Here is a 22,654-nt window from a genome sequence, read left to right on the forward strand (position 1 = left end):
GGGAAAGTTTATAGCGTTTAAGTTGAATAAAGGTGACTCGTTCTATTTAGAAATAAGAGTACATAATTAAAAGAAATCGGTAATGGTAGATGGTGGAGATGAATCAGAGTGGCTAAACACTTCAAAACATAGTAGGTAAGGATAAAGTAAATGCTACTGTGTGCACACACAAAGACAGTGACCATGATAAGGGAATAATAGCAATCTTAGAAAGTATCAGCTGTGATGAGGTTTGGTTGCCATCAGAATGGGGAGATGTACTTAATCATTTCACCAGAAGTAAATTGTCAGTACAGCCGGCATCACGAACCCTGATCCTTACCGGGTTAAACTCTTCATGGCCAAACTCACATACCCACGATGCTCAACGATGAGATTCTGCAGTTACATCGTTCGGTGAAATCCTTTTATTTTTCTTTGTATCCCACTCTGCAGCTTTGTGGCTATGAGAAATCGAAAAGGAGACGTTTGTTTGTGCTGACAAAGTATATTCACTCCTAGTAATTGCAACTTTTAGTCAATCATTCTCTTCTCTGATCCATAAGTATAGGTGAGTACTTGAAACTTTAACAAGGGTTATGTTTCATCAGTTAAGTAGCCGATAATATTTATTATATATGATGTATAGCAAGTAAACTATTGGAAAAGTGGGGTATGTATATGAAACGAATAACAAATGAGAACTTTTATAAAGCTGATGAACTTTTTAGTTATTTTGTTAAGCCCAATCTACAGACAGGTGAAGAACAAAAAATTACGGAGAGTCACTTGATAGAGTTGATCGATAAGCTTGATCTTAATGAACATATTGTTCCAGACATAAAAGAGATGTTAGAAGTATCTAAAGCTCTCTTTGCCTACGGTTATTTATATTGGAGTTTCCTGACACTATCGCTGGATCAAGCATTTAAGGCTTTTGAGGCTACCGTTGCTCATGTTCACGAGAAGGTCTATGGATCAAATTACTCTGAAGGTAACCGTGTGACACTTTCAGCTATGATTGACAGATTGTCTAAGAGAAGAATTATAGATACTGAACAAAAGTATAAATTCCATAACATAAGAAAATTTAGGAATATGCAGGCTCATCCATCTTTTCAAGCGCAGCTTGGGTTGCCTTCCTATGATGTACTGAAAAATCTATGTACAGAAATAAATTCCTTATTTCTTATTTTACATAATCGTAGTCTTAGTGAGTAATTAAAGCTGAGTTAAATAAAGAGGAGAGATCTGGGTCACATGGTCACGCTTATAACTGATTTTAAGTTTTACTGGTAAATGCGAAACATACAAGCTGAATATGTAATGGAGGAGAATAGATGAGTTATCTAAGTGAACAAGATTTCAGGAGACTTTGGAAAAGTGCTCTCATATCCGTTGACACATCTGCATTGCTTTTTTTACAAGAATGTAATTCACCGCTTTCTAAATATGCAATGGACACTCTACTTTTTATTGAAGATCGTATTTGGATTCCTTCCCATGTTGCTAATGTTGAGATGGATCCCCAACTCAATTATACCGGTGAAATAACTGGTTCAATTAGAAGTCTAAATAATTTTGATAGGGAGTTCGATAAAACTATCTCGGCCATAGATGAAAAATTTCAATCGCTACACAAAAAACTAGATGAACAAGGTCATGAGTTGCTGTCAGATTTAATTGCTGAAATCGATATAAATAAAGTTTTGTATGATGCAATCAGCAAGTTCAAATTAAATGTAGCTTTATCAACCGAAGAGAACAAAGATTTCCTTCAATCAAAATTGGTACAAGTATTCCAAAAGTCACTTTGTTCTAGAACTAGCACTGGGTTTACTGACGAAGAGGTCTCAGATATTGAACAAGAAGGTACCATACGATATGAAAATAGTATCCCGCCAGGATACAGTGATCGAAACAAAGCCACAAATAAATTCGGGGATTTAATCATTTGGAAGGAATTATTAAAAAAGTCCAATGAAGAAAAAAAACCTATTTTGTTTATAACAAGAGATAAAAAAGAAGATTGGTTCAAACTAACAGATAACAAGATTGTAGAAGTACGAGAAGAACTACGTAAAGAGATGGAAGCGAACAATGCCGAAGTGTTTGTCATATACTTCAATGATTTTATTAAAATGAGTCTTGAATTTGTAAGCAGAAACTTCGAGGAACTACAGGAGAAAGTTGATAATCAAGAATATGAATTAGCTGAGCAAATAGAAATTTATATTAACGAAAATATGCACGGAGAAATTGAAGAAAAGCTTACAAATATAGAAAGTATCGAATATAATTCAGACTTTATTGCAGTGGATGTGGTTGAAGATATAGAGATTAATAATTATATGAATGATATTGATGATGAAATAGTGATTATTAATTGTAAGGTGAATTTTACTGTATATGTTGATCATAATTATTATGTTGGTAGTAGAGAACCTAACATTGAGCTTCCTAGTGTAATAAAATGTCAGGTAGATGCAAGGGTTTATATTGAAATTTTTTCTGGTACACATAACGATCAAATTAAATTAATTGATATTGATTCACCTTACATTGAACTGGATGAAGTTGAAGTGATCAGTTCAACTGATCCGCTAGGTCATGATGAGGATTATGATGATGCATTTCAAGAAGATACAGAACCCTACGAAGACCAGGAACGTACTGATGAACTTGAGGCAGAATTTGAACGAAATAAGGAACAAAAAGAATCAGCTTTTGCCAATGAGGAACACATTAGCGTGGAAGAAATTGAAGCAGATCTTGAAGAACGTATTCGACAAAAAGAAGCTCAAGATGACTACGAAGAGAGGTTACGGGAAGAAGAAGAATAGTTTCTATTCATAACCCAGAGAGTTCTTTTCCGATATTAGATGCTAAAACTCCATTAGTAATTCATTCAGTACAATTGAAGCAAGAGATTCATTAAAAACTAATACAGCGGGCATCACATGTTAACTGATGTATTCACATTTCAATTTTCACTTCAGTAGTAATCTTAATTACGTGTATCATTCTTTGCTTGAAAGGGAGAGATCTATATAAAGTTGCCGTTTATAAATCAGTATTTTCTGAACAATACTTATCAACCTATTATTAGGAGGATGTTTTAGCATTTATAAATGGAATTAATCTCCTTTTGATAATCAGCTGCTTCAGGCCACCCCTCATTTATCAGTCTTATATTTATAACTAGGGATGACTGATAGTGAGATTCTTATGTATTCCAGTGTCTTCGTTTCTATTTTTTCATTAGCTTACTGATCGCAAGATAAAAGAAGTTCATAGGAAAGTTTCGTTATTATATGGTTTAGCTACGTAACACGTATCTCTTTGTTGATAATAGGCATAGGGATAAGGCACATGAAGACTAATCATTGGTCAGTTAATTTGGCAATAATATATTTGATTCTTATTTCGATTGTTAATATAAGCATCTCAATTTGGTCGTCTATTGAATTTAATCAGATAACACAAAATTTCAACGAAGCATCAAAAAATTCAACCGTCACTCGAGAAGCTGATTCGTTAATTAAAACGGCTGCGAGTGCTCTTATTTACATTTTGCTAAGCGGATTTGCGATGTTATTTACAACTATTGCATTGTTATTTCCAAAACGCATGATGGATTTAATTGAGAAGGTAGTTGATGACCCTGATGCTGACTTTGATTCGATTTATAAATTCAGATTAGTAATGGTTCTAGCTAATAGCAGTATTCTCATATTGGATTTTTATGGAATAGTCAGTGCATTCAAATATCTGTAAACCTTTATGTCAATATAGCAGATGTATTTGAATTTTAGGCTCCAGTTCACTATTCAGGCGTTCAAAGTGAAAACGAGCAACACTCATAGAAAACACCTAGTTTCCTAGGTGAAGGAACTAATTGTTAAATAATAGTAGTATCCGAACGGAACTTTACTAATATGGGAGTGAACCGTATGGAAGCACCAGCGACTACAGGAACTGTTTTTTTTGAGAATAAGGTTACTATTTTATTAAACAATATAGGTCCAGATTTAACTCAAGTAATAGCGGGTAATCTATTGAGCCATGAGGGAGAAATACTCATTGTCGATTATTATGGAAAACCAAAGAAATCTACAAATCCCAAGATCGAAGTCTGAACATGACATCTGTGTCAGTTAATGTTTTGTTTACTTCGTTAATGGAGCACACTAATTATAATTACCTCGTAATTAATGGAGTTGAAAGGTTAATCAAATCCTTTAATGGAGATGGATTATTTATAAGAAAAATCGCAAATCAGCGAATTAGATTCTTTCAACAACATCAACTTGACTGGAACTGGCTGTCGAGTTTTGTAAAAAGGCTAGGTGATTTGCTAAATGAAAAGAAAGCTATTGTTTGTCTTTATGTAGAAGAGGATTGATATTCAAAAGAAACTGCTTGAGGAAATGCAAACTGTATACATATGTACAAAATACGAGTTTTGTGAAACAGTACTAATGATTTAAAAGCTGTACAGTGATTTTTACCCCTGTACAGCAATTCTTTATATTTTTCGAGTTAATCCCAAACTACTTCTGTTCCTGCTACAAAGTCATGAATCGCACGTCGATCCTCACGCAAACCGACCATAAAAGCACTCACAATAACTCCGATACCCAAAGTTAATACGTACACAAGTCCAGCTACAACAACTCGCATCAGCATCGTACCAATTTTTGGCGGTTCGTGTGTATCGTATTGGCGGATTCGAATTCCACATATACGTTTGCCTATGGTTCGACCATACCAGTAAACTGGTAATAAAATTGAGTATAACGCACTAAGCAGTTTGGCAATCGGCTCATCCGTATCAAAGTTGCCCGTCAGCACACCTGCAATAATCACTAACGGAATTGAAATAATAAGACTATCCAATACACCTGCTCCTAATCTAATCCAAAAACCTGCTTTATACAAAGTGCTTTCCTCCAAACTACAATTTTAAACTAAACGGCTAATTTACTTCATGAACTCCCTTCATTAAAATATCTAACTTTATGTACACAACCCAAATAGTATAACAGAAAATTTTACCTTTTTACGATAAAACTCCTATTTCATTTTAATTGCATCCTTTGTGAATTTTATAACAAATATCGAATTAACATACTGCTGTACATGTTCACTATTTACTCTTACATAATCCTTTCTAAATATTGTATTTGGCTTCTGAGCCCCCAATGAAAACACCATAATAATTATGTAAACCAAGAAGGCTACTCAACATTTGTTAAGTAGCCTTCTGTTCGTTCTGTATCTGCCCTCTTCGCCAAATCTTATTCTCTAAAAAAGCATAGACTAAACCGGCGATGGCAAATATCCATATCGATGTCATTCGGTTCAGATGGTATCCATTCACGAAATATGGATTGTACATGAGATCAAAAACCCACAGCCCGCCCCATCCAAACCCAATCATATAGATGAAAGTTCTCACCATAGGAAAGCATACATATTTCCGCAGCAGCCATGAGATCGGGCTAATAATAACAACATAAAAAGCGACTAAATAGTGACCGAATCCCAGGATAAGCGAAAGAATATATATTACTCCCCCTGCATTGCGTAAGCCGTAATACTCTGTCGTTGTAATATGGTACCCTTCAACCCTTTCAAGAACGAGATATGCAGTCAAGCTTATACCTATAAATATAAGTCCTAATACCATGTACCGTTGAACCGCGTTCACCAACATCAGATCAGCCCAATGTCTAAACGCAGCCAGAACCGCTCAAGTTACATGATTTCGAACAAATTACACAATTACATATAGAGCCGCCATTAGATTCTGTTAAATATTAATGTTAATCCATCGTTAATCGCTCCAATCCAACGACTACTTCTTACCTTCCAGAATCATCGTACCCAAACGGTCCATAAGCTCCATTCTCCCCATCGCTGTGTACGAATAATTATAATTATCGACATTAGAGATTTTATAGATCTTTTCATTCTTCACTGCGTTCATGTTATTCCACACCTTACTATCGACCATCTTGTTCTCACTATTCTCCATCAATAACAGACGATCCGGATTAACGGTAGCCAGAGCCTCCAGTGCGATCTGTTTACCGCCCCAGCCCTCTGGATCAGGGATACCCTCTGTGCGCTTCTGGCCCCATTCACCGTATAACATCTCAGCTGCCCCTTTATTGGAATAGATGACCAGGTTGTTTGGATATGTCTCAATTACGGCAAAGGATTCACCATGTACAGCCGCCTCCAGCTTTTGTTTCCACTCTGCAGATTTCGCATCATACTTGGCCAGATATTCATCTTTCTTGCTTTCTTCTCCAAACGTATCTGCCAAGAATGTCAGGCGTTCTCTCCAATCATAGTAAGAGTAAGGCAATGCAATTGTAGGTGCAATTTTAGATAAAGTTTCATATTGATCCGTGTTAAAATCCTTTCCCAGAATAATCAGGTCCGGATTAGCACCCGCTATAGCTTCAATGCTGAACGGTGAACCATACCAGCCCAGATTAACGGTATCTGCACTCAGTTGATCCTTAATGGTTGGAGTGATTTCCTCCGGGTTACCGTAATCCGCACTCATCGTTGCAACAGGTGTTTTCCCAATGATCAATAGCTCTTCTGTAGAACCGGATAGATCAACAATACGTTCTGGATTCAAAGGGATCGTAATTTCTTCTCCATTCGGGTTGGTAATCATTTTGGTCGTTGCTTGTGTGGTTCCCTCTGAGGAGCTCGCCACTTCATTGGTGGTCTGGGTCGTTCCACAGGCCGCCAAGGTGAGCATACAGCATAGTGCAATCCATACAGGAATTCGTTTAAACATCGTCGTCATTCTCCTTTTATGTCAGTTCAAGAGCTACATCAGGCTTATTTACTTCATTAATCTCATCGAACTCATGATCCGTTCAATTTTACATGCCAGCCTTCTGCATCCTGTTGTAATTGCCACAACCGAGCGTAGATGCCTGAGTGATCTAACAAATGCGCATGCGTTCCTTGCTCTACGAGCTGACCTTGGTCCAATACAAAGATCTGATCGGCATTCTGAATGGTCTTTAATCGGTGCGCAATCAAAATAACCGTCTTGTCCGCGACCAATTCATTAATCGCTTGCTGCACGGCGGCTTCGTTCTCCGGATCAAGTGAAGCTGTAGCTTCATCGAGCAATACGATTGATGCATTTTTCAACAAGGCACGTGCAATGGAAATCCGTTGCTTCTCCCCACCAGATAACGTCGATCCACCCTCGCCAACGAGCGTATCGTACCCTTGAGGCAGACTGGAGATAAACTCATGACAACAAGCTCTGCGTGCTGCTTCCTCAATCTCGAATTGCGAAGCGTCTTTCTTTCCTACACGAATGTTGTTGCCGATCGTATCCTGGAACAGATACACGTCCTGGAAGACCACAGAGATATCCTGCAACAGCTTCTCGGGGTTCATCTGATCAACGGGTCTGCCACCAATGCGAATGGTTCCTTGCTGTACATCCCAGAAGCGGGCAATGAGACGTGTGACTGTACTCTTACCACTACCGGATGGGCCAACCAAGGCAGTAATGGTATGCGGCTCAATCGTAAAGGACAAGTCTTTCAACACAGGCTGCTGGTCATCATATCCAAAGGTCACCCGGTCGAATGAAATCGCCTGATTGGGCTGTACATCTCCCGTTCCTGCCATCGGGGCCTCCTGCTGCACATCCATAATACGTCTTGCACTATATGCAGAGTACCGCATCTCCCCATAACTCATCAGTACAACCGTTAACGGTTCGAATACCTTTGTACCTACCAGCAAAAATAACAGAAATACCGGTAGGGACAACTCACCACCAGCAAGCAAATAACTGCCCACTAGAATCATCCACGTCATCCCTGATCGTGCAAGCAACATCGCGCCCATGATCATCGGTCCCATAATACCTTCTAACCGAATGGAAGCTGATTTCAATTCGTCAAAAGAACGACGCAGCCGTTCAAAACGTTTGCCCCCCATATTGTGGGCCTTAATCTCACGAATACCGCTCAGATACTCCTGCAGCCGATTGGCGGCTTCGTTTTTGGCTCGAACATGGTTCTCACTCAGTCGTGCCTGAATCGAATCCGTAAGCCATAACAGAGCCACACCTAAGGGAACCGCAACAAACATGGCTACGGCCATTCTCCAATCCACCAACAGAAGTCCGCCAAAAGCAAGTACCGGAAGCACAATCGCGCTGATCAGCTGCGACAGATTGTGAGAGATCGTATGCTCGACCTGACCATAATCACTCAGGATCAGGTTCGTCAGATCCCCAGGATCACGTTTTCCGAAGAATCCCAGCGACAGATGGCGAATATGTTCGGCCAGCTTTAACCTTCCTGAGGCCGCGAGGCTGTATGCTGCCCGATAGGTCTTGTCATAGAGCGAAGCATAAGCCACATACTCCACCAGAAGCCAGGCAAACAGGATGCAGCATACAACCCACATTCGGTTGATATCCAGTCCTTTGTCTGGTTCAGCGAAAGACTTATAGATCGTATTGAATATATCCACAAGCAGCACCGCAGGAACAATCTTTGCAATCCCGTCCAGAATCGCTGCAATTACCGAAGGTAGCAGACTACGCGGGTTACCCCCAGATATATTGTATAAATAATTCTTCATCGTCCTGCACCTCCAAGCTTCCAGGAAGCCGCACTGATATGGGCCTGCCACATGTGCTCATATACTCCGCCTAATGCACGCAATTGATCATGTGTCCCACGCTCAGCAATTGTCCCTTGCCGGATCACAAGAATTTGCTCTGCTGCACGAATCGTTGTTAGACGATGAGCAATAATCAGTACCGTTTTGCCTTGAACCAATTGGGCCAGACCTTGCTGTATCTTGTGCTCATTCTCTGCATCCGCGTAGGCCGTCGCTTCATCCAAGACCAGAATGGGAGCATTTTTAAGCAGTGCTCGTGCAATTGCAATTCGCTGTGCTTCACCGCCAGATAGATACGTACCGCCTTCTCCGATTTTGGTGTCATATCCGGCATCCAGTTTCTCAATGAATTCATGACAGCAAGCAGTTTGAGCCGCAGCTATAACGTCCTGTCGTGAAGCTGATGTATTGCCCATCCGAATATTTTCTTCAATTGTATCGTAGAACAGATGTACATCCTGAAATACAAAGGACACGGTATCCATCAGTTTCTCCGTACCCATCTCCTGAATCGGAATTCCACCAATCGTAATCTCACCTTCCTGTACATCCCAGAAACGAAGCAATAGATTCGCAATGGTGGACTTTCCTCCACCAGAAGGTCCGACAAGTGCGGTCATCTCTCCTGCGTTGGCTACAAAATCAACCTGATCAAGTACAGGTTTATATGCTTCGCTCTCCTTACGTTCATAAGCAAAAGATACCTGACGAAAGGCAACCTCATATGTATCCGGAACTTTGGGCAACTCAGGTTCTTGTACAACCGGCTCGGCAAACACCGATTCTATCCGTTTCTGTCCTTCCACAATCTCTCGCATCCCACTACCCAGATACATTAACTTCAATAACGGAGCAGATAGACTCGGGGTAATGATCAGAAACAGAATAAACGTGATCGCAAACGACTGATTGCCCGCATTTCCACTTGACAGCAGAATACCCACCGGAACGATGAAGGTAAATAACGAGATCATGATTACAAAAAACAGCCCGTAGGATGTTTTACACAAATCTGTTATTTTTAACGAAATATCCCGATACCGCGTCACCGCCTGTTTAAACGTCAGAAACGAATCAGCTGTAATGCCAAATACTTTCACCGCCGGCATACCTCTCACGTATTCAACACCCGTCGCATTCATCTCTTCGATGGCAAGTTGAAAATCACGATAAGCCTGACGGCCTTTTTCGCTGCGGAAAAGGCGACTTTGGAGCCAGAACCCGATTCCAATCGGAACCAAAAGCGTCAGCGCCATGCGATAATCGAGCCAGAACAGATATCCCAAGAGCATCAGTGGAATAACGATCGCACTTACCAGATCCGGCAACTGATGAGCGATAAACTTCTCAATTTTCTCCACACTGACTTCGATGATCTTCTTCAGCTCACCGGTTGCCGTCCGGGTGTGATACCCCATGGGTACTTTGGCAACATGTTCCGCAAGTCTCACTCTGAGCTGGTACAAAATGTTGAACGCAGCAATGTGTGAGCACATCCCCCCGATATAGAGCGCAACAAGCCCTGCAATGAGGGCTACGAATGCGACGATCCCCCAATAGATCAACAGATCTTTGTCCATGGCAGAGGGTTGCCCCGCATGCGTTAGCAGTTCCTCGACGATCTTATACACTCCGACAAAAGGAACAATCTGCAACAGACTCGACAGGGTCGAGAAGATACTTGCTGTAATCAGCAGACCTTTACGCTCCTTCGTCACTTGCATTAACCCGGACACTTCAGATGTGTTGTTCATCTCACCCCTCCTGATGTTAATAATCATTCTCAATATAACGCAGTGTTATATACGCACATTAATATCTCATAGAGCCCTGAATGATCACTACCTCTTCACGGAGCAATAATACCTCATCACGGATTATTGTTGTCTAACAGCATCTTATAAGCACTATTGGACATATGACCTCGTCGCGTAACTTGAGAATGACTGGTGAAGTATTTACATTCTCGCCAAGCAAAGAAAATTGTTGTTGGAGAAAGTTTTCGTTTTTGATTGTATAGATAAATATGACTTCTTTGATCTGTAAATCCCGTAATATTTTCCATTTAGTATGGATAAATATGTGAAAGAGTTACTTACATCATTAAACTGCCGCCTATTGAAATCAACTGTTAGTATGTTATATTAAACTTTAACATGTTATAACATACAAAAGGAGTGATGCAATGCAATCGCCAGTATTAACTATTGGAGAACGGTTAAAAGAAATACGAGCAACGAGAAATCTTACACTTGAAGATGTTTCTAAACTTACTGATGTAAGTAAGCCTATGCTTGGACAAATTGAAAGAGGACAGTCTTCACCAACGATTACAACTCTTTGGAAAATCGCAGTGGGCTTAAAAGTTCCTTTATCTTTATTATTGGAAGAGCTAGAAGATGAGTGCAATGTGGTTGATACACGGTCCAAAGACGCTATCATTGAAAATGATGGAAAAATGAGAGCATTTCCTGTTTTTCCTTTTGACCCTACCCGTAACGTTGAAATATTTTATATCGAATTTGATCCTGGGTGTCACCATCCATCTGAAAGGCACCTTGATGGTGTGGAAGAATATGTTTTTGTGGTACAAGGTATGTTAGAGCTGGTAGTCAACACAAAAAAAATTGTTCTAAAAGAAAATCAAGCACTCCGCTTTCGTGCTAATGTTTTTCATTCCTATAATAATCCCTATCAAGAACCATGTGTCATTTACAACATGATTTTTTATCCAAGAACATAGGCAAGTTTCATCTATGATCTTCTAGAAAATATTTTAAAATGAGGTGTGATGATTATGGCAATTGAAAAAGTAAAAGATTTTTTTAAACAATATGGTATGGATTCTGAAATTATCGAATTTGAAGTATCTAGTGCAACCGTGGATTTGGCTGCAACTGCATTAGATTGTGAGCCAGAGAGAATCGCAAAAACACTTTCTTTTATGGTGAATGGACAAGCTGTTTTAGTAGTTGCTGCCGGGGATGCAAAAGTGGATAACAAAAAATTCAAAGAGTATTTCAAAACAAAAGCAAAAATGCTTTCTCCTGATGAAGCCATTGATATGGTTGGTCATGCCATTGGAGGTGTTTGTCCATTTGCTATTAAAAATGATGTTTCTGTTTATCTAGACATATCTCTAAAACGTTTTGACATAATCTATCCAGCTTGCGGGAGTAGCAATAGTGCTATTGAACTTACAATAGAACAATTAGAAAAATACTCTAGTTATTCAGAGTGGATTGATGTGTGTAAAGGATGGAATGATTGATTTATAGTAGCTCTATATGGGGTAGCGCCAACATTTTGACTGTTATATAAGCTAAGCATCAGCGGACATTTGCTTAAAGCAGGAAAAATCCGCTGTCTTTGTGCCTCAACGTCCTTAGCGTATATTTTCGTTAAAATGTTGGCTGTCCCCTCAATCAATTATGAAAAGCTCTCCAGAACGAACCTTCTGTATTAATGATATCCTTGATCTGGACAAAAGGAATCGTAAACGTTGGAAACCCTGCCGCATAGGGTGCGATATCATACGGGTTGAAGTAGAGATGTAGAGCATCCGCTGTGACAAAAAACGGCTGATCCGCACTAATCCCCGTATAGGTGTCCGGAAACACATACGAGTATTGAGGATCATTTTTGATCTGATCCCCCACAATCTGGCTCAACACTTTTACATAGTCACTATTTGGTTTAAATAAATCCTTCAACGCATACAACTGACCATTCGTCAGATTAATGATCGCATAGATCATCGTAGGCATACCATGCGCTGCACCCGCCGGGTAGTTATAACCTGTGAGTTGCAGTTGCAGCAATTGCTGCTGATAAAACGTAATATCAAAATCACCTGTATACGTATAATCCAGCTGCTGATCGGCAGGGATCGGTTTAACTTGGGAGAGTTGCTTCAATTTGGCATTTAGCGCAAGCTGCTCCGCTTGGTTCGTTAATCCCTCCACCTGCGGATAATATACGAGATAGTCCCTGTTTGGTTTGTACTTCTCTTCGCGTACACGGTACGGCGGATGAAGTGGAACGATTGTATTTTGCCGCCAGATGATCTGTCCGGCCCGGTTCACATACGATAAGCGCTGGTCTACATAGGCCTTAATCAGATCTGGTGCCACGACCTCCAGCGTACCCGAACCTTCTACATGTGGATACCCAGCGGCAGGTCTTCCACTCAGATCCAGCAGATAGGTTTGTCTGCCATCCGATGCGGAAGCAAGACCGTTTTTGTAATTGCCTACTTCGCGATATAGGAACTCCGTAAGTCTTCTACCGTTGGTATCTGCAATCGTATACACAGAGCCGATATAAGGCTGCTCCGGGTTAATCGCTTGCCCCAGCGCATAACGATGCTCGCCTAGTTCGCGGATGTCATTATACGCGGGTTGAATGATAAACGATCCTTGCGTATTAATAACACCGTAGATCGATTTGTAATCCTCTGCTGTATTAACAATCGCTTGCCCGTCGTTAAAAGGAAATGCCGATGAAAACTTGGGCTGAATGCGAATATTACCCCGTTCGTCGATGTACCCATATTTGCCCGAGCCCTCTTTTTGAAAAGCGAGCAGTCCATCCCCTAGTGGTCCCACATAGGCATATGGATACGTTGCGAGCCGATGTCCATTGCGATTAATGAGTGCATATTCATTGTCCTTAATCTGCACAACCGCTTTACCATCTTGAAAATCATTCGCAGAAGCGAACTGTGCAGGTATCACCTCATTGCCCGACGCATCCAAATAACCATACCGACTCACCGATCCATCTGCCTGACCAGGATTAGAATCGTAAAATAACGCTCGACCGTCGTTCATATTTGAGATATACGGGTACGCCCGTTTGGTCAGGACTGTACCTTGTTCATTAATCATCTTAAATCCTTGAGAATCAATTGTTATCGCCCGTTCTTCGGAAAAGGAATTGATGGAATCGTATACAGGTTGAACGACATACTGCCCTTGAAGATTAATAACGCCGGCACGACCGTCCTTCACAACCACAGCCAATCCATTCGGCTGAAACTCTTGCGCGTCATCCAGTACCGGTTCAAGCCGAATGTGGCCTTGTGCATCCATATACCCCCAACGCGTCCCACTCGTGGTTCGAACGGAGATTGGATATAACCATGTCGCTACCCGGGCATGGCTTACAGGGACCATCGCCTGCTTAATTTTCTTTTCCAGCTCCTGTAGTACCTCTCTGGAAGGATAAGCTTCCGGGAAACTGAGTGCCTTCTGAACTGAAGCGAGAGCTGCCGGATACTGGCCCGCGTGGTACTGAGCATCCGCAAGGTAATACCAGTAAAAGATATAATCAGGATATTGCTGGGTTAGTTGCTCGTAATATTGCACCACTTTTGGATAATAGGTTGCATATACGTCCGGTGCAGGAACCCATTTCCCATTCTGCCATCGGATAATCTCCACACGATAGGCTTCACCTGTGTCATGTATCCAGAGTGCAATCTCCACTTTCCCATCTCGACCATTCGGACCAGGCATATCTATAATCTCTGCATAGCTATAATATAGATCGTCAGGCGCCAGATCTTTGAGCCCTGATTCCGTCCACTCATATACGGCAAGCTTAGACCAAATAGAACCAATCCGCCAACCGATAATAAGATTGTTCCTTGCCGTTGAAGTTACAGGGGCAGCAGTCATTAAAGTCACCCCATACCCCAATCCCTTAATTAGTGCCATCTTGATCCAATGTCCTTGAACAAATTTCAGAATGAGCAAATACAGCTCACCATTCAACTGATAGACTGCAGCAATCTCCGGCATACCGTCACCGGTAAGATCGGCCGCATAGATCGCTGGATGTTGAACAGGTTTATCAATAGTGACGACCGTTGCACCAGCCGGAATATGTTGATTCACAATCTGCGTTAACAGCGGTTCGCTCATGGACATCTCAGTTTCCTCCCTTATGACCGCATTCGCCTAATGGTATGCGTCATAAATCAGGATATGACATGTAATTCATTTTATGTAAGTTGAACTAAAGAATATTCACACTTACCACTCCGATAACAGAACAGCCTTCTGATTGCACTTATTCCCCGATTCTTTGATTCACTTTTTATATTATCTATCTTGCAAAGTTACTTTCTCTCCATTGATTAGCAGGTAGCTCACATCATTCACCGGAATGGTCTTAGGCGAAATCCACTTAATGAGATCCTGATCCAGCTGGAGGAAACCGGATTCGCCAGTCAACTTTGTACCATCCTTCAGGTGCACTTCAATACTCAGATCCTCCATCCGAATCATACTCAGTGCCTCACCTGTAAGTGTGACACCAACCGGGGAAAGAGTAACATTTGCCTGTAAGCCTCCATTTGTATCAAGCTGAATGTTTCCTGTTTTACTCAAAGCATTTTGACTCAAGTTAAAGGTCGTTTTCCAATTTCCCTGCACAACTTCACTTATGCTCGTAAAGCTGCCTTGAATTCTCAGCTTATCTAAATTGTCAACAGTAGACAGATCATACACAAACTCCTCATAATCTCCTCCATACCCGACCCCATCTTTCATATAATGTCCATAGCTAATGGAATATTGGGGAATATCGAGCTTTTGACCTTGCTCATCCGTGAAGTAGAAATATCCATGATTATACTCGCCTATCTCATTATTCGGATTAATCTGAATGTGTAACTTGCCCTCCACAAAACCTAGATTGGAAATATGCATCCAATCAATACCGGAAATGGGGATATTCGTTACATCCTGATGCAGTACCCGAATAGGATCAGTTTCCAATTGAATATCGGTTGTACCTCCCAAGCCACTTATACGATCTCGCTCCAGGATTTCATAACTATTGTTTTGCTTTTCTTGTAACAACTTCTCCCAGTCCACTTGTACGTTGTAACCATCTTGAAGAGATGTACCTGACATCAGCGTATTAATCTGAACGGTAATTCGATTTTTGCTGACTTTTCCTTGAATGAGGAATCGAACAATAGCCGTTTTATTAGCTTCATCATAATAAATAATCTGAGCGTTGTTTGCATTACCTCCGGTTACCCTGTAATCATATACATCCAGTGTATCGTCAATGCGATGACCCGTCAGATCCGATAATGAAACATAGATTTCCGTTGTATCTCCGTCCCTGACAGCACCTATAACCTCCATTCGAATCCCTTGATCTTCACTCACCTGATGAACAGGCTGAAGAATGCCAATCCGATCTGCACCTAGAAAATGAAGAACAGTAGACAGATCAATGATGCCCACCGATGCAGCTGCCCCTGTAACAAGACATAACGATAACGCAGCGGTTACAGGAATATAGATGGCTTTGCGATACCTTTTTCTTTTATTCATGGACTTCTTTGTCTGTGCGGATGGAGCGGATGGATATAATATAGGTGGATAAAATGATGAATCTGATCTCGTAACGGTTGGTGGTTCATTCATCGCCAATTTATCATAGAACAACTTTTTAATATTAAAGAGGTTCTGCTCAGTGAATTCTTTTTCGGATTTTCGCATTTGATCGCCTCCTTTATTTCCTATTCATCCACCATGTCCTCAATCGTTGCCTGGAGCGATAAAGCTTGTTATGGACTTGCCTAACGTGTAGGGACAATGCTTCCGATATCTCATGGGGTCTCTGTCCTTCGTAAAACCGACGTTTCATAATCTCCCGTTCCGGTTCTGGAAAAGATTCAATCATTTGATTAAGTTCCGTATATGTCTCTTTACTGATCATCTGAACCAACAAATCATCCGTTTGCACCGAATGAATCTCCTCTTCATATGTAAGCTCAGTTCTTCGATTAAGTTTCCGGTAGCGATCAATCGCTTTATGTTTTGTGATTGTTGCAAGGTAATTTTTCAGGCTACTTCGCCCAGACTGGAATGCATCCGGATTCTGCCAAAAAGCAAAAAATGTATCTGCTACGCAGTCTTCAATCTCTTCTGTCGATGCATGATGTAGGATGGAATGAGCAATCTTCCATAACAAACCTGCGTAGTGGTTCATCACCCATTCCATGGCTTCAGGATCACGATTCGCTACTGCCTTCCGTATCTGTTCTTCTTCCACGATTAGATGTCCCCTCCCTTCCATGCTCATATGATCACGAGTGGTCGTGTTGATCCGTGCTTCCTACCTATATTCGTTTGGCAAATGACTTTTACTTACTCCACGATAAAAAAAGATTTGCAGTGACCTTGTGGTCTTCTACAAATCTTTTTTTATCCTATAATACATCTTGTAATACATCTTGTTTATTACATCATATCGCTCTCATGGGTCTTCGCTTAGAATACTAACCAATATTACGCCTCTTCTTGCACACTCAATTGTACATATTGGGTGAGACGACAATACTGAAATAACAGCAACTCTTCATTACCTTGTCCAAGAGCCACGCTACGCCCTTCCTTGATGAGGTGATTCAACAACTCATGCAGGAAACTCATCTGCAACCGCAAGGATTCCGCTGCGAGCTGCTCAAGTACCTCAATATCTCGGATCGTAAACTGAGATAACCCGCGCAGCAGCAACTCTTCTGACCAGCCGTTAATTTTCTGCATGAACTGATTATATTCTTCCAAGTCTGCCCATCCTCCCATTACCGATATCCATTTTCAGACTGAGCACCGTTTTGCCCTTCAGGAAACTGATTGGGCTAATCCGTTTTGGTTCCACACGCACAAAGGCATAGAAGTGTTCAAGCGATTGGGAACCATATCCTGACTCCAGTCTTTGGATCATCGCCTGCCAGTCAGATGAATACGGGAGAGTGAGTGCCAGTCTTTCCCCTTCGGTATTCTCAACCGTCAGGACAAGATCCTGCGTTTGTTTGACAAAGTTATGGTCCACGATTCGAGCAACTTTGATCACTGCCAATCGTTCTTTGGGAGCAGCAAACAAGTCGAACGATCGCGATTCCTCTTGAAGTACTGACGTTACGTCTTGCATGGTTTTGCCCATATTCAACGTTTCCACACCCGTTCGTGGCAAAATCGCAAGCTTGGCACCTTCCCCGGAAGAGATCCGGCGTTCTTCATTCACTTTTACTGAATGGAATTGAACTTCTTCACCCACAAACTGGCGAAAAGTCAGATTAGGCAGCCATGGTGTGAATGCACCATAATGCTCTGTATATGAGAACTGCTGATCATCATAATATACAGCACGTACATCGCTATAGGTGTAGATTTCCTCATCATCGAAACAATAGAAATGATAAGTGATTCCACGGAAACCGGATCGTGTCTCCCACGCGTCAGCTCCCAGTCCATACAGGTGAAGTGAAGGAACCGTAAAGTATTTACTTCGAAAACTGCCAATGAGCTGACTCTGCTGAATGACAGACACCTTTTCTTCTTCAAGAACCTGGAGTGCAAGATATAGCTTGCTTACCCGATCCAACATGGATTGCATGGAGAAACGTATATGTCTGTTGAAAAACAACTGTAGTTCTCCTTGAATCCCTCGTAAACTGCGTTCTATGTCAGGCAGGTTGCCACTATGAGCTGCAATTGCCAAAGTCTCCAGTTGTGCCATATAGGACTGAGGAAGGCGGGCCAGTCCCGTCTTCAACAATCCTGCCAGCATAACCCGACATTCCTGCACTGTCTGAAGAGAGAACTTGGCCTCGTACACCCGTCCACTTAATGCATCCGTATCATCCAGACCTTTAAAGTTCCGGTACCGTAACAAAGCTTCAAGCTTGGCCATTTTCCCGGCTGTCTGTTGCACCTTACATAGTGCTTTCGCAAGGTTCGGTTCCTCCGTAAAAGACACCTCGATATTCTGGGTGGTCAGATGAACCGTAAGAAGTGAATCTTCAAAGATCTTAATTTCCTCTGGGTATCTCAGTCGGAAAACAACTTCCTCAATCATGGAAGAACTATACGATTTAATTAACACGGGAAGGTCAGACTCCGTTATCCAGCGGAAGCGAGACTCGATCTCACGTGACACCGTATGCGGAATTTCGCTTGGATCGTCCACATTTGATAGTAAGTTTGATGCTGATTCTGTTACTGATACGTTTTTTGGTACGTCCAACGGATCATTATACGATATCCCTGAGTCCTTATCCAGCGCATGCTTCTCGTCTGCATTCATTGAATCCTCTGCCGTATATTCCCGTTGATCATACAGAATTGCAATAAGCACATGCTTGCAGATATGATCGGCCGGGCAGGAGCATTCCCAATGATCCAGCGTATTTTCAAGCGTACATTGTGTCCCGTCACTGAGCTGACAACTCACAGATGATGCATTCCATGTGTACGTTACACTTACACCATTGTCCAACTCTTTCAAAGACCTTTTGTACAACCCCTTGTTGGCATACCGAATCAAATAATCCTCCGTACACTGCTTCGAAAAAATCCGGAATTTTTCCTTGAATCCATTCACGTCATCAACGCCCCGTTGCTCTCAGAATGTCGTAGATCGTTTCACTGAACACGCGACCTGGAACGTTGCCTAGAGCAATGGGTTTGTTGTCACCATAGTAATAATATTGCTTGTTATTCGGTTTGAAGAAATGAAGGGATTCCAGGGTAATGTCATCCAATCCCTCGTAATACGTGATGCTCGTACCACTGAATTGCAATTCTGCAACAAGATCTCCGTACTCTTTATAAAATTCATGATACCAGCCGCCGTCCTGTGCCGGTCCTTTGATCCAACCGTATTTCTCCAGTGCTTTGGGGAAAGCCGTTGGTGAAAAATCAGACTCGGGCAGATGATCGTATTCATTCTTCGTTTTATCCTCATCTTCTGGCTGGTGAATCTCACGATTCAATTGCTCAAATGGCTGCTTGATCTCGTAATCCTCCAACTGCGTTGTCCAACCTTCAAGCGTTGCCTGATCCAGTTCCAGCGGGTGTATAAGTCCCACCTGCGCATCCGAAGGTAGATCAACCTCATCTTCATCCACAGAATTGAAGGTGCCGTCCTCCATATAACGGAAGGTGCTGATCAGAGCGCCATCCTCATACGTTCCCCAGATCAGACCAACAGCAAATTTTTGCATGATTACATTTTGTACAAACAATGCTTTCCACTCATCGGCAGACCACAGACGTTGCTTGGACAATGACTCTTCCAGACGCTGCGCCTGAATGTTAACCATGGATTTGAGATCTTTTTTCAGCTGTGTGAAACGTGCCTTGGACTGCGCTGCCAATTCAGGATCATCTTTCTGTGCAGGAGCAGGCAGACTCTTCACGGATTTGCCCGTTTCTTCATTTAAGACAACGACTTGTAAGTCTCCATTGACCTTAACCAGGAAGGAACGCTCTCCGTAACTCAGCTGCATGGTTCCTTTTTCATCAAAACCAAGTGTGGTGACCAGCCGATCCTCCAGTTGTTCCGAGGTAAGTCGCATATTATCGGCTGCAAGTTGCAATGCTTCTTCTGCTGCACCTTTCACCTGACGGTTCTTCACGCCACGTTTGATCTTGTCAATCGCCATAAGAGCGGATGGATCTTTCAGATAAGCGAGCACTTTTACAGCATCTGCTGCAATCGCGCCACGACTGTTTTCTGTCCATTCCTTAATTTGCGGAGCCAGAATATTCACAATGTGAATATCGCCAAAGAGTGCTGATACATACATCACCCATTTCTCTTTTGCAGGAGCACCTTCCTGAATCCAGACCTGGAGCAGTTCACTTGCAAAACGAGCGAGCGATGCCTCACTTACGTAATCTCGTAATTCATTCAACCGTTCATTAGGACCGGATGTATGATCCAATGATTGGACCAAAGCATACTGTTTAATCCGGTCATCTAAAGGCTGATTGTCTTCAATACGTATCAGTGAAGGGAGATCTTTCAAGGACAACCAGCTCAGTCTCGACAACTTTTTGGCATCCGCCTGATCAGCGAGTGCAGCATGGGCATACTCTGGACTTAGATCTGCGGTATCTAGCAGAATTTGGATCAAGCTCTTCCAATCGTCGGACTTCTCTTTCTTCAAAAGTTCACCGTACAGTTCCTTGCTGTTTTCCAGACTGCGGATTGCAGTCAGAGCCATTTCTTTGATCGCCACTTTTTTCTCCGAGAGGTATATGAGCGTATACAAGTCCTGATCAGGAATTCGGTTGAATTCCGCTAACGCCACGCCGTTGGCCTTTTTGGAAGAATCCTGCAATCCGGCACGAATCGCTTCGGCCAATATTTTCTTCGATAACTCATCACGCTGTTCAAAGGTAATCTCCAGAATTAAAATGCGTGTATCTGTTGGCAGTTTCTTGTACTGTGTCAGTGCATAGTCCAGATTCTGCTGAATGATTCGGCGGTATTCGTCATGCGGCATCGATTTGTATCTGTAGTCGGTCATGCCATTAAGTGAGATCAGGCTGGTTAGCAATTTCTCACGTTGCACCTCAGGGTCTTGCCCGTAACGTTGAAGCAGTTGCTCTGCACTAAAAGCGTATGAATTGTACATGTCCGAGATAATATCCAGTGTCCAATCGGGATGAGTGGTCAGGATTGCGAACCTGCGCATCGCCTCCGAATCCAAGGGCAGAAAACTAATACTAATGAGGTTGTGAACACGCTTCTTATCCCGATTCAGTTGATTAAACAACCCGCGACTATTTGGGTCCTCCCAATATTCCTCCAGGGTGTTTTCCCCACTTAAGTATCTTGCAATCGCAAGTCCTTGACGTCCCCCGTCCAAAGGATGCCGAAGAGCGTTAAATACCGCTTGCTCCAGTGACCCCTCCGCATTAGGCAATGTCAATCCTTGATCCTCCATGAATTTCTGAATGCAGAGTTTGAGGAATGGCGGTTTGATAATCTCGTATGCTCGAATCGCTTGTTCAGGACGATTCGCGATCGCTGATTGTAACATGTTCCAAGATACCGTGTACGAATTAAGCTCGTCCCGCAACATTTCAACCAACTGATAAGGTTCATCCAGAGGCACAAGTCCAGCAAGTAGATCATTTGGACTCTTGGCTCTAGGGTCCATACTCAGCAAGTAACGGCGAACTTCAAGTGGATAAATCTCATGTAATTGATGTACTGTGTGAAGCAAAACATGCCCAATCTCACTATTTGTATCAAGGAACCGTTGTTTACCTCCACTAATGTTAATCAGGTACAACAAGGCACCACTCACAAGTACCATTGTTTGATGGAATACTGTGTTTGAACATTGCTCTTTTGAAGAGAAAGACGTATTGGGATACAGTTCAGCTATGAGCTGACTACGCTTCTCCTTGAGGAATTCATCCTTCAATTCTTGGGAAGATCCGTTATGCTTTCCTTGAATATTACTGACCACTACAGGTTCAATCAACGTATGTAACTCGTCCCGCAACTTATCTGCATCATTAGCCATTACATGTTGAAACAACACTGGTAACGATTGAACAGAAGATTGAACCTCTGCAAGATGAGAAGCCGTGTCACTGAGTCTTGAATATAATTGCAGCAGCATTAATGCATTAATTACATCCCGGTAATCCCCTTGACTGTCCGCTTTTTTGGAATCAAAAAGCCACTGGGCACGCTTTAATTTACTCTTTAATTCAGTCAAAATTTCGTTCTCGCCTGCAAACTGTTTGATTTTCTCCAACCGAGACAACAATCCATCCATGCGATCAGCGCTTTTGCTCTTCCCGCTTAATCCATAAGCTTCGGAGTCATTTCCCATACAGACAGTAAAGGCATCCGTTCTCCATGAATTTCTTTTGGAATAATTGGATTCCAGATATATCACAATAGCCCCGGCACGGTAAAAGATATCTCCGTCGTCTTTTTTGGCAAGCTTCATGAGCAGATCAATCGTTTGATACACATAATGACTCGAATTTCCCAACATATCCGGGAACTTGTCTGTCGTTCCCAAGACGTAATCAATAATTTCGGAGCTTCGATCTGTTTTTAATGAATACTCGTTTGAACAAGTTACTGCGAATTTCTCCACCAAAGTTTCAACTGCGCGGTCTGCGGTAAGCATTACACATTCCTC

The 22,654-nt window shown here is 42.0% G+C and carries 16 protein-coding genes; 6 read left to right on the forward strand and 10 right to left on the reverse strand.

Annotated elements, in window-relative coordinates:
* Positions 1-660 precede the first annotated feature (660 nt).
* From MHI55_RS17340 to MHI55_RS17355, 4 genes are all read left to right on the forward strand, one after another.
* Positions 661-1,200 (forward strand): DUF4145 domain-containing protein, encoded by a 540-nt coding sequence (locus MHI55_RS17340; RefSeq protein WP_036673684.1) that lies wholly within the window; start codon positions 661-663, stop codon positions 1,198-1,200.
* A 119-nt stretch (positions 1,201-1,319) separates the two neighbouring features.
* Positions 1,320-2,822, forward strand: coding sequence for a PIN-like domain-containing protein (locus tag MHI55_RS17345; RefSeq protein WP_036673686.1), 1,503 nt, complete (start codon positions 1,320-1,322; stop codon positions 2,820-2,822).
* A 529-nt stretch (positions 2,823-3,351) separates the two neighbouring features.
* Positions 3,352-3,756, forward strand: a complete 405-nt coding sequence (locus tag MHI55_RS17350) for a hypothetical protein (protein WP_036673688.1) — start codon at positions 3,352-3,354, stop codon at positions 3,754-3,756.
* A gap of 176 nt (positions 3,757-3,932) precedes the next feature.
* Positions 3,933-4,118 (forward strand): hypothetical protein, encoded by a 186-nt coding sequence (locus MHI55_RS17355; RefSeq protein WP_036673690.1) that lies wholly within the window; start codon positions 3,933-3,935, stop codon positions 4,116-4,118.
* 403 nt (positions 4,119-4,521) lie between these two features.
* Here MHI55_RS17355 and MHI55_RS17360 read toward each other — a convergent pair whose 3' ends face one another.
* The 4 genes from MHI55_RS17360 to MHI55_RS17375 all read right to left on the reverse strand — a co-directional run bounded on the left by MHI55_RS17360 (position 4,522) and on the right by MHI55_RS17375 (position 10,421).
* The gene (locus tag MHI55_RS17360; protein ID WP_081746009.1) at positions 4,522-4,920 is read right to left on the reverse strand and encodes an RDD family protein; all 399 of its coding nucleotides are present in this window, start codon (positions 4,918-4,920) and stop codon (positions 4,522-4,524) included.
* Between the two features lie 919 nt (positions 4,921-5,839).
* Complete coding sequence (locus MHI55_RS17365) at positions 5,840-6,802, reverse strand: ABC transporter substrate-binding protein (protein WP_340386452.1); 963 nt, start codon at positions 6,800-6,802, stop codon at positions 5,840-5,842.
* Between the two features lie 71 nt (positions 6,803-6,873).
* Complete coding sequence (locus MHI55_RS17370; RefSeq protein ID WP_340386454.1) at positions 6,874-8,625, reverse strand: ABC transporter ATP-binding protein; 1,752 nt, start codon at positions 8,623-8,625, stop codon at positions 6,874-6,876.
* Complete coding sequence (locus MHI55_RS17375; RefSeq protein ID WP_315371723.1) at positions 8,622-10,421, reverse strand: ABC transporter ATP-binding protein; 1,800 nt, start codon at positions 10,419-10,421, stop codon at positions 8,622-8,624. The genes MHI55_RS17370 and MHI55_RS17375 overlap by 4 nt, the downstream gene beginning before the upstream one ends.
* A 431-nt stretch (positions 10,422-10,852) precedes the next feature.
* On the opposite strand from MHI55_RS17375, the gene MHI55_RS17380 reads away from it, so the two are divergent.
* Entirely contained in the window at positions 10,853-11,410 is a 558-nt protein-coding gene (locus MHI55_RS17380; RefSeq protein ID WP_036673696.1) for an XRE family transcriptional regulator, read from the forward strand.
* Between the two features lie 54 nt (positions 11,411-11,464).
* The gene (locus tag MHI55_RS17385; RefSeq protein ID WP_340386456.1) at positions 11,465-11,938 is read left to right on the forward strand and encodes a YbaK/EbsC family protein; all 474 of its coding nucleotides are present in this window, start codon (positions 11,465-11,467) and stop codon (positions 11,936-11,938) included.
* Between the two features lie 154 nt (positions 11,939-12,092).
* Here the strand turns inward: MHI55_RS17385 and MHI55_RS17390 are convergent, their stop codons facing one another.
* From MHI55_RS17390 to MHI55_RS17415, 6 genes are all read right to left on the reverse strand, one after another.
* Complete coding sequence (locus MHI55_RS17390) at positions 12,093-14,600, reverse strand: WG repeat-containing protein (RefSeq protein WP_340386458.1); 2,508 nt, start codon at positions 14,598-14,600, stop codon at positions 12,093-12,095.
* A gap of 174 nt (positions 14,601-14,774) precedes the next feature.
* The gene (locus MHI55_RS17395; RefSeq protein WP_340386460.1) at positions 14,775-16,190 is read right to left on the reverse strand and encodes a hypothetical protein; all 1,416 of its coding nucleotides are present in this window, start codon (positions 16,188-16,190) and stop codon (positions 14,775-14,777) included.
* Between the two features lie 13 nt (positions 16,191-16,203).
* Positions 16,204-16,746: a sigma-70 family RNA polymerase sigma factor gene (locus tag MHI55_RS17400; protein ID WP_339186979.1), complete on the reverse strand. Its 543-nt coding sequence runs from the start codon at positions 16,744-16,746 to the stop codon at positions 16,204-16,206.
* A gap of 236 nt (positions 16,747-16,982) precedes the next feature.
* Positions 16,983-17,261 carry a hypothetical protein gene (locus MHI55_RS17405; RefSeq protein ID WP_100527492.1) on the reverse strand — a complete coding sequence of 93 codons (279 nt, stop codon included), beginning with the start codon at positions 17,259-17,261 and terminating at the stop codon, positions 16,983-16,985.
* On the reverse strand, positions 17,248-19,080 hold the full coding sequence (locus tag MHI55_RS17410) for a hypothetical protein (RefSeq protein WP_340386462.1): 1,833 nt from the start codon (positions 19,078-19,080) through the stop codon (positions 17,248-17,250). The genes MHI55_RS17405 and MHI55_RS17410 overlap by 14 nt, the downstream gene beginning before the upstream one ends.
* A gap of 4 nt (positions 19,081-19,084) precedes the next feature.
* Positions 19,085-22,642, reverse strand: a complete 3,558-nt coding sequence (locus MHI55_RS17415) for a DUF4132 domain-containing protein (RefSeq protein WP_340386464.1) — start codon at positions 22,640-22,642, stop codon at positions 19,085-19,087.
* Positions 22,643-22,654 lie beyond the last annotated feature (12 nt).

The organism is Paenibacillus sp. FSL E2-0151, from assembly GCF_037993015.1.
In the GTDB taxonomy this organism is placed as follows: domain Bacteria; phylum Bacillota; class Bacilli; order Paenibacillales; family Paenibacillaceae; genus Paenibacillus; species Paenibacillus amylolyticus.